This is a genomic window from Segatella copri, from assembly GCF_009495355.1.
Lineage (GTDB): Bacteria > Bacteroidota > Bacteroidia > Bacteroidales > Bacteroidaceae > Prevotella.
Genome location: NZ_VZAD01000004.1, coordinates 25501 through 34191, shown reverse-complemented (window position 1 = coordinate 34191; position 8691 = coordinate 25501). Strand labels below are relative to the sequence as shown.

Genomic DNA, 8691 nt, shown 5'->3' with positions numbered 1-8691 from the left:
GTATTCACGCTGCATTTATATCGTATTAAACACTCGGTTATCCCGAATTGGGGTATGAATATGATAGGTTGATGTCCATCCTTGCGGATAGGAGTTGCCGTCAGGCCATAAACGGTATGTGCCTTTACGCCCTTCAGTACATTCTCAAATGTTATAGAAGACACGTGGTGACATTCATCAACTATTACCATTCCGTAGTTTTCAACAAAAGGCTTTACGCTATCGCCATCAAGACATGACTGGATGAGTGCTACATCAACAATGCCATGAAGAGAGTTACCTGTAGAGTCGAGACAACCTATCGCAGAGAATTTCTTGCAACGGCCACGCTTATTCGGCACTGGAGGTTCTACATAGTCAATGTTCAAGAACTCCGTCAGACGTTCATGCCATTGGGCAAGCAATGCCTTCGAATGCACAAGAATAAGTGTGCTCACCTTTTTTCGTGCAATGATTGCGACCGCTGTAACTGTTTTTCCAAATGCCGTAGTTGCGTGAAGCACGCCATTGCAGTGCATTAACAATGCGTTGATAGCTGCCAGTTGTTCTTCTCGTTCTTTACCTTGAAAAGAAATAGATATGGGCGTACCGTGGTTGGTCTCGTCAACAATATTATACTTTACTCCATTCTCATTGAGGAAAGAAAGAATCGCGTCTTCACATCCACGGGGCATGGCGAGATAGTCGTCAGTGATGTCAAAACATGAGATGATGCGAGGTGTGGAATATGTAGAAAGTCGCAGTGCCTGCTTGCAATAAAATTCAGGGTTCTTGAATGATGCTATTCTTTTAAGGTGATTCAGAACTTTTGCCGAAACAGCCTTTAGCGGAATATAAATCTTATCGGCTTTGGTGATTTCTATTTCGGAATAAAAATCACTCTTGGAAATATCTTGTGTTATAGGAGTAACCCAAGGCTTGCTTTCACTTGAAGTGGTGAGTGCTCCAAGTTCTTCACAGACATGTAGATTTAGTAGCATGTCTACTTCTTTATTCTTCATCTTGTTGATGTTATAAAGGAAAGCCCACTGGTCTTTGTACACCAGGAAATCGTCATCTACGAAAACACTATTCCGTCTTTTGCGAGCCTGTCCCTGCAATGGCAAGGCGACCAAGTTGCCAAAGCCTCCTTCGGGCATTCTGTCTTGGTTTGGGAAAAATCTGTCGTATGAGTTGAAGGACATACGACCATTATGTCGCATAGCCTCTGTAAGGATGGCATTCCCTAATCGTCTTGCCTTGAAAGCAGGTATTGGCTCCTCAAAGAAAATCCATATATGGGCACCGTTACCAGAGCGCGAGCGTTCAATGGCATAAGGAATATTCCATTCTTTGCATACTCCTACAAATGCAAGGACATCGTCTTTATAGCCATGCTTGCAGCTCTTGTCATCGAAATCGGCGCAAAGAAAGGCGCAGTTGTTGTCGGGCATTATGGCATATAGTCCGACAACATCACAACAGTTCTCGTCCTTGCCCTCCAAATGACGATAGAGGTATTGGTAAGTGAGTGGTGCAAAATGTCTATTAGGACAATCTGCACATTTGAATTTCTTTTTGTCGCATACGCCTCGCCTCCATTCATTGATACAGACAGGTTGGTAACCGCTCTTGCCTGTTGTTTTGCTGAACCATCTTCGCGCAAACACATCTTCTCTGCCCTTGAACAAGGAATGGAAAAGAGTTACACGCTCCTCTATGGAAAGTTTGACAGATGGGAAGGTGCAGGGTGAATATGCAGCATCCTTCTCTTCTGCATGCTTGGGCTTGTATTCAATGCCGTGCGCATGTAGAAGCAATTTCAATTCTTCGTTTTCTTGACGAAGAGCCTCATTCTGCAGGAGAAGATGGTTGTATTTCTCTTGAATGTCTTCCATAATGAAAGTCTGTTTTGAGGGTTACACACGGAAACCTTACGGAATTTTTCTGAAATAAAAATTTTCCGCAAGCTCACCAGTGACTGTAATAGACTGATTGTCAGCACAAATACATATTACATATGTAGACTTAGCTTATACCTCACGGAAAAGTGCTTGTAATCTCACGGAATTTGACTATTTTTCCGTGAGGTGCCATACGGAAGTAACTTCATTTCTTTCAGTCCATATTTTTCCTGCTTTCCTTAATCGTTTAAGCAAATAATCCAATTTATTGTTCTTCTGTTTGTCGTCCAACTGGTCTGGTAGCACGTCCCAAAGCAGACGCACTATTTCTGGCTTTGTCAACGAACCATGATCCTTCAACGAATCAAGCAATAATGCCTCGCATTTTTTGTCGTCCAATCCCTTGTGCTTGGAATATTCTATCTTCTGGTCTGTTACTTGGGCAATATCCTTTGCTATGAAGATATGTGGTAAACGACCTTCTATCAGTTTGCGCTTGCGGAGCATGGCAATAGCTTCTGGCGATATGCGCTTGCCTTTCTGTACAGAATCTAAAAGTACAGCATCTGTAAGAGACATATTTCTGTTTTCTAACAGTAAGAGACTGTAGTTTTCGTCAATGACGGTACCAGGTAAGGTCAAGACAACTTCTGTTGCTGTGGATTTGTCATAATCAGGCATTGGCAGATAGCGTTCCTTTTGGCTCACGAACATCTTGTGAATGCCATAGCCTTGGGTATCAATCATCTTGATGTTCACCATAGCTTTTACCAGTGCAGGGTTGCGATAGTGCCTTGGTGTTTTCTCACCAGTTATATATTGGCTATAGTTTCCTTCAAAGAAGTAGCCGTCATTTTGGAATGTCAGTTTGTCCTTGTCTTCCGTGACAATGATTCGTGCATCGCTTTCGTATTTTTGATGAGCTATAGAGTTGTGAAGCCCCTCAAGGATACTCTCTGTGTCATATTTCCATACTTCGGCAGGGATAAGCGAGTTCTTTGGATATATTTTGAACCGATAGTTTCTTATTCTATTCAGTAACTCACTCGTGGTTCGTATGAAAGGTATAGTGTAGATGTCACCAAAGGTTTGTCCGTCTTGAAAGCATTTCCAAACAATCTGCGCAATGTGATTGAGCTTATGTGCTTTTTCTTCTTTGCCTACAAGTAATAGTGTGGCTTTCGTAATTTTTCCGTCTATGGTCAAACACGCCTTGTCAAGAAACACTTTATCACTCCAAGAGTCACACTCCTTTGCAAACTTTGGGTAGCGTTGCTTATAGCCTTCACGAGCAAGCATGATAGCATCTGGGTCAAGATCGTCTATTGTAGCATCAGCGATGGCTTGCGCTGTCCAATCGTATGCGGAATCTTGCTCGTCAAGTATTACATTAAGGCGTGAGTCTGTCAATTCCACCAAAGAATCATCCAATCTCTGCCATGCCTTGCTATGTGCATATACAGGACGACGCTTCATGTGTTTTGGAATATGAATTACCCATACCGTCTTGTGCGAGTCGTCCGTGATGAATTCTTCAACCAGCAATCCTTCAGAAGGCAAGTTGGCGCACAGATCTGTCATTCTGAGTTTTGCTTTTTGTCTGTCGTAGTTGTATGTGTTAGTACCGACAATCTCCAAAGTATTGTCAACAACACCGATAACCAAATGTCCGCCTTCCATATTCGACAAGGCGGAAACATAAGAAATGACATCATCCTTTTCTTTGCCGTTGAAGTCATTTTTCATGTTCTTGAACTCTTTCCATTCACACTCCTCGTTTTCTTTTGGATATTTGGAAAGCAGATATTGTTGTAATTCTTGTTCGGTCATATTCTATATATTCTGTTTCTTGATAAGTTCCAGTACAGGTACTTGCAATAGTTCTGAAATCTTGAATAGGGTTTCAAGTGATAATTTCTGCAAAGATACAATATCGATGTGAGATATTTGAATAAATAGCAGCAAAAGTAGTGATATTTAACAAAGTGCTTTGCGTAATATTCAATTTTGATAATAATCAAGTAAAACGTACGGCAAATATCTTTGCGCGGATTTTTATGTAATATTGCCAATTTTCCCGCACAAACATCACATTAACTCTTGTTAAGTTTAACGAAAAAACAGCGGCCTACGCCGAAGCATAAGTCGCTGTAATAGAAGCGTGGACCAGCCAGGGCTTGAACCTGGGACCTCCAGATTATGAGTCTGTTGCTCTAACCAACTGAGCTACAAGTCCGTGAATTTTGCAATTCGGCTGCAAAGGTAATAGCTTTTTGCTAAATAACCAAATATTTTGGGCATTTTTTTCGATTAATCAGAAAAATGCCGTATCTTTGCACCATCATCTTATAGCACTTGAAGTGCTTCATGACAAATGGCAAAAGAAATAAATAGTAATTCAGGTCTTTCCGACGAGCAAGTTGGACAAAGTAGAAAGAGGTGTGGACTCAATGTTCTCACACCTCCTCGTCGTATATCCTTATGGAAACTCTATTTGGATAAGTATCGCGATCCCATTATCCAAATCCTTCTTGTTGCAGCCTTGATCTCTCTGGTCCTGGCTTTCATAGAGCACAACTTTATGGAGACGATAGGCATCTTTGTGGCTGTATTCCTGGCTACAACAGTGGGCTTCTATTTCGAGCGGGATGCTGCCAAGAAGTTTCATATCCTTACAGCCTTGAGCGAGGGACAGCCTGTAAAGGTGCGCCGAAACGGGAGGGTGATAGAGATTCCCCGCCGCGATGTGGTGGTAGACGATATTGTGTTGATAGAGGTGGGCGACGAGGTGCCAGCCGATGGTGTCTTGCTCTCTTGTGCCGATTTGCAGATCAACGAGTCATCGCTTACAGGCGAGCCTATGACAGAGAAATCGCTCGATGAAGGTGGCGACGGAGCTTATGCCCGCAATGTGGTTTTGCGTTCTACCATGGTGATGAATGGACGTGGAGAATTCCGGGTGACGGCAGTAGGCGATGCTACTGAAATAGGCAAGGTGGCGGTCAAGTCAACCGAGCAGACGGCGGTGAAGACTCCTCTCTATGTGCAGTTGGACAAGTTGGCTACTATGATTTCCAAGGTGGGCTCAATAGTTTCGGTAGCCGCTTTTGTACTGTTTCTTGGTCACGACATCCTGACCAATCCTGTATGGGGAGGCAAGGATTATCTTTATATGGCCGACCTTGTGTTGGAGTATTTCATGATGGCCGTCACACTGATAGTGATGGCTGTGCCCGAAGGTTTGCCTATGGCCGTCACACTCTCCTTGGCTCTCAATATGCGAAGAATGCTCAAGTCGAACAATCTTGTGCGCAAGCTTCATGCCTGTGAGACGATGGGAGCAGTCACCGTGATTTGTACCGACAAAACTGGTACGCTGACGCAGAACCAGATGCAGGTGGACACCCTCTTGCTGAAACAGAGAAGCGAGCATTTGCTCCACTTGGCGATAGCCGTCAACACCACTGCCGAACTGGACAATGACCGAGGTATAGGCAATCCTACCGAGTCGGCATTGCTGCTATGGCTCAAAGCTAAGGGGCACGACTATGCCGAGTTGCGCAAACAGTGCACCGTGGTGAGCCAGCAACCATTCTCGACCGAGCGAAAGTATATGTCCACCCGTGTTCTTGCAGGAGGCACACAGTATCTCTTTGTGAAGGGAGCTCCCGAGATCGTGCTGGCAAAGTGCGACTTGGACGATAAGGAAAAGCAAAAAGTACAGGAAGAGCTTGCAGACTTCCAGCGCAAGGCGATGCGAACATTAGCCTTTGCCTATCAGAAGGCAGAAGACGAGAAGATGACTTTGCAGGCCATCGTTGCCATTACCGATCCTCTGCGCAAGGAGGTTCCCGCAGCAGTGCAGGAGTGCAGAAAGGCAGGTATAGAAGTCAAGATGGTGACGGGCGACACGGCAGCTACTGCTTTCGAGATAGGCAAGCAGATAGGCATCTTCGAGGAAGACAATACAAGCATAGGGGCGGATGGCGAGATGACTCCGCTTGAGGAACAGATGATAACGGGCGAACAGTGGGAGGCTCTCTCGGATGAGGAAGCCTATAAGCGCGCACAGAATATCCGTGTGATGAGCCGTGCCCGTCCTACAGACAAACAGCGATTGGTGACCATGCTTCAGAAACATGGCGAGGTGGTGGCGGTAACAGGTGACGGAACCAATGATGCTCCGGCGCTACACTATGCCCATGTAGGGCTTTCGTTGGGCTCAGGCACATCGGTAGCCAAGGAAGCCTCGGATATGACCTTGCTCGACGATTCGTTCAAGTCGATTGCCAATGCCGTGATGTGGGGACGCTCGCTTTACCGCAACCTTCAGCGTTTCCTCTTTTTCCAGTTGGTGGTCAATGTGGCAGCCTTGCTCCTGGTGCTTGGCGGTTCGATCATAGGCACCGAAATGCCGCTTACCGTTACCCAAATATTGTGGGTCAACCTGATAATGGACACCTTTGCAGCCTTGGCTTTAGCCTCTTTGCCTCCTTCGCACGAGGTGATGAAGGAAAAGCCCCGCAAGGCTTCCGACTTTATCATTAACCGCAGCATGGGTACAGGAATCCTTTTCTGTGGCATCAGTTTCTTTGTCGTGATGCTTGCTTTCCTGGTATATTGTGAGCGTCGTGGCAGGGGAGGAGTCGATACGCACGAACTGACATGGTTCTTCACCACGTTTGTGATGCTGCAGTTCTGGAACCTCTTCAATGCCAAAGCCTTGGGCAGCAACAGGTCTGCATTCCGTCACTTCTTCCAGGATAAGGGCATGCAGTTGGTGCTTCTGCTGGTCTTGGCAGGTCAGTGGCTCATTGTCACTTTCGGTGGTGAAATGTTCCGCACCCAGCCTCTCTCGCTTAAAGAGTGGGCAATCATTGTAGGCTCAACCTCGCTCGTTCTTTGGACAGGCGAACTGTATCGTGCTGCGAAGCGAGCCATGTGTCATAAGGAGGAATAAAGACAGGGAAACAAGATGAAAACAGTATATTATACTATTCAGGACGGATGTAGGCTGAAAGACGGTACGGCTGTCAAGTCTTTGAAGCCATGTGTGGCAACTATCGGCTTTTTCGACGGAGTGCACAGAGGACATCAGTATCTCATACGTCAGCTGGTGGAGAAAGCTCACAGCCAGGGACTTGAGGCAACGATCATCACCTTCGACGAGCATCCGCGCAAGGTGTTGCAGAGCGACTATCAGCCAGAGTTGTTGAGTACACTCGACTCCAAGTTGCTTCTCCTCTCCCGCACCGATATAGACAATGTGGTGGTGCTGCATTTCGATAAAGAGATGGCATCGCTTTCTGCCAGGGAGTTTATGAGCAGGGTGCTGTGCGACCATTTGTGTGTGAGAGCCCTCTTTATCGGTTATGACCATCGCTTCGGTCGCAATCGTGAGGAAACCTTCGATGACTATGTGCGCTATGGACGTGAGATGAACATGGAGGTAGTTCGCAATGACGCATTCCAGCTTGACGGCATCAATGTGTCCTCTTCGGTCATCCGTTCCTTTCTGCGCGAAGGCGAGGTGGAGCTTGCCAATATGTGCTTGGGCTATCCTTATACCATCGTAGGCAAGGTGGTGAATGGCTTTCATGAGGGTCGCAAATTAGGCTTCCCTACAGCCAACATAGATATCTCCCATTTGTGTCAAATGATTCCTGCCGCCGGTGTCTATGCCGTCAAGGTAAGGCTGGAGCAGGGGATGGAAATGAAGTGGGGCATGATGAATATAGGCACGCGTCCTACCTTCGGCGGAAAGCGCACAACGATCGAGACACATATCTTCCATTTTGATGGCGACATTTATGGTCAGTTGCTGTTGGTGAGCTTTGTGCACCGCATCAGGGGCGAGCGTAAGTTCGAGTCGCCTGAGGAACTTGCAGAGCAACTCCGTGAAGACGAGGAAACCGTTGTGGCGCTGTTGCAGAAAGACAAAGAGAACGAATAGAAACAAATTTAAATAAACAGATACAAACGATGAAAGAGGTAAAGAAAGGTGTTATGGATATTCTGCTGTATGGCATTGTGTTTGTCGTAGTACAGCTTATAGTTTCATTCTTGGGAATGCTTGTCTGGTCATTTGTTCAGCACGAGGAACTGGCAGATGTGCGAACAGCCATGCTTTCGGGGCACAATCCCGTGCTGCTTGCCCTTACCTCGGTGTTCAGCAGTGTGATTACCCTGGTTGTTTTTCTGAAGACCAAGTGGACTCCCATCTCTCGCAACTATTTGTTGTCCAAACCTTGGCTCACTCTTCTTTGGGTAGCTTTGTTTGCTTTGGGTGCCATGATTCCACTTGAGTTTGTGTATGAGCAAATCGGACTGGAAATGGACGAGACCACAGGCCGCATATTCGAAGGGCTGCTCAAAGAGCCCTGGGGGTATGTGGCTGTAGGCATCCTGGCACCATTGACCGAGGAGGTTGTCTTCCGTGGCGCCATCCTCCGTACCTTGCTGGGTATGATGAGCAAGCGCAACCATTGGGTTGCCATCATGATTTCGGCTGCCATTTTTGGTGCTGTGCATGGTAATGCAGCCCAGTTTGTCAATGCCCTGTTCATGGGTCTTCTCTTAGGATGGATGTACTATCGCACCCGTAGCCTTGTGCCAGGCATCCTGCTGCATTGGGTCAACAACACGATGGCTTATATCCTGACCAACCTTCTTCCTCAGAGCGACGGCAAGCTTATCGACCTCTTCCATGGTGATGAGAAGACGGTATATTATGCCGTAGGCTTCTCCTTGTGCATTCTCATACCGAGTTTCCTGCAGTTGGTTGCAAGATTTAGAAAAGCGTAATAAT

At 46.3% G+C, this 8691-nt stretch carries 5 protein-coding genes and 1 tRNA gene; 3 read left to right on the top strand and 3 right to left on the bottom strand.

Translation table 11 applies throughout. The features are described 5' to 3' along the window. From F7D20_RS00355 to F7D20_RS00345, 3 genes are all read right to left on the bottom strand, one after another. On the bottom strand, positions 1 to 1877 hold a 1877-nt coding region (locus F7D20_RS00355), incomplete at its 3' end, for a TOTE conflict system archaeo-eukaryotic primase domain-containing protein (protein WP_158462301.1). A 177-nt stretch (positions 1878 to 2054) separates the two neighbouring features. Continuing rightward, complete coding sequence (locus tag F7D20_RS00350) at positions 2055 to 3713, bottom strand: RNA-binding domain-containing protein (protein WP_158462300.1); 1659 nt, start codon at positions 3711 to 3713, stop codon at positions 2055 to 2057. A gap of 332 nt (positions 3714 to 4045) precedes the next feature. After that, positions 4046 to 4119, bottom strand: a tRNA-Ile gene (locus F7D20_RS00345). 138 nt (positions 4120 to 4257) lie between these two features. Between F7D20_RS00345 and F7D20_RS00340 the strand changes: the two genes are divergently transcribed. The 3 genes from F7D20_RS00340 to F7D20_RS00330 are packed head-to-tail and all read left to right on the top strand — an operon-like array spanning position 4258 to position 8687. Next, positions 4258 to 6843, top strand: a complete 2586-nt coding sequence (locus tag F7D20_RS00340; protein WP_158462299.1) for a calcium-translocating P-type ATPase, PMCA-type — start codon at positions 4258 to 4260, stop codon at positions 6841 to 6843. A 15-nt stretch (positions 6844 to 6858) separates the two neighbouring features. Further along, on the top strand, positions 6859 to 7836 hold the full coding sequence (locus tag F7D20_RS00335; RefSeq protein ID WP_158462298.1) for a bifunctional riboflavin kinase/FAD synthetase: 978 nt from the start codon (positions 6859 to 6861) through the stop codon (positions 7834 to 7836). 29 nt (positions 7837 to 7865) lie between these two features. Continuing rightward, the gene (locus tag F7D20_RS00330; RefSeq protein WP_158462297.1) at positions 7866 to 8687 is read left to right on the top strand and encodes a CPBP family intramembrane glutamic endopeptidase; all 822 of its coding nucleotides are present in this window, start codon (positions 7866 to 7868) and stop codon (positions 8685 to 8687) included. The last annotated feature ends 4 nt before the right edge of the window (positions 8688 to 8691 follow it).

Coding starts and splice junctions, on each gene's coding strand:
- F7D20_RS00340 (WP_158462299.1), top strand. CDS start 4,258: ATGGCAAAAGAAATAAATAGTAATTCAGGTCTTTCCGACGAGCAAGTT.
- F7D20_RS00350 (WP_158462300.1), bottom strand. CDS start 3,713: ATGACCGAACAAGAATTACAACAATATCTGCTTTCCAAATATCCAAAA.
- F7D20_RS00335 (WP_158462298.1), top strand. CDS start 6,859: ATGAAAACAGTATATTATACTATTCAGGACGGATGTAGGCTGAAAGAC.
- F7D20_RS00330 (WP_158462297.1), top strand. CDS start 7,866: ATGAAAGAGGTAAAGAAAGGTGTTATGGATATTCTGCTGTATGGCATT.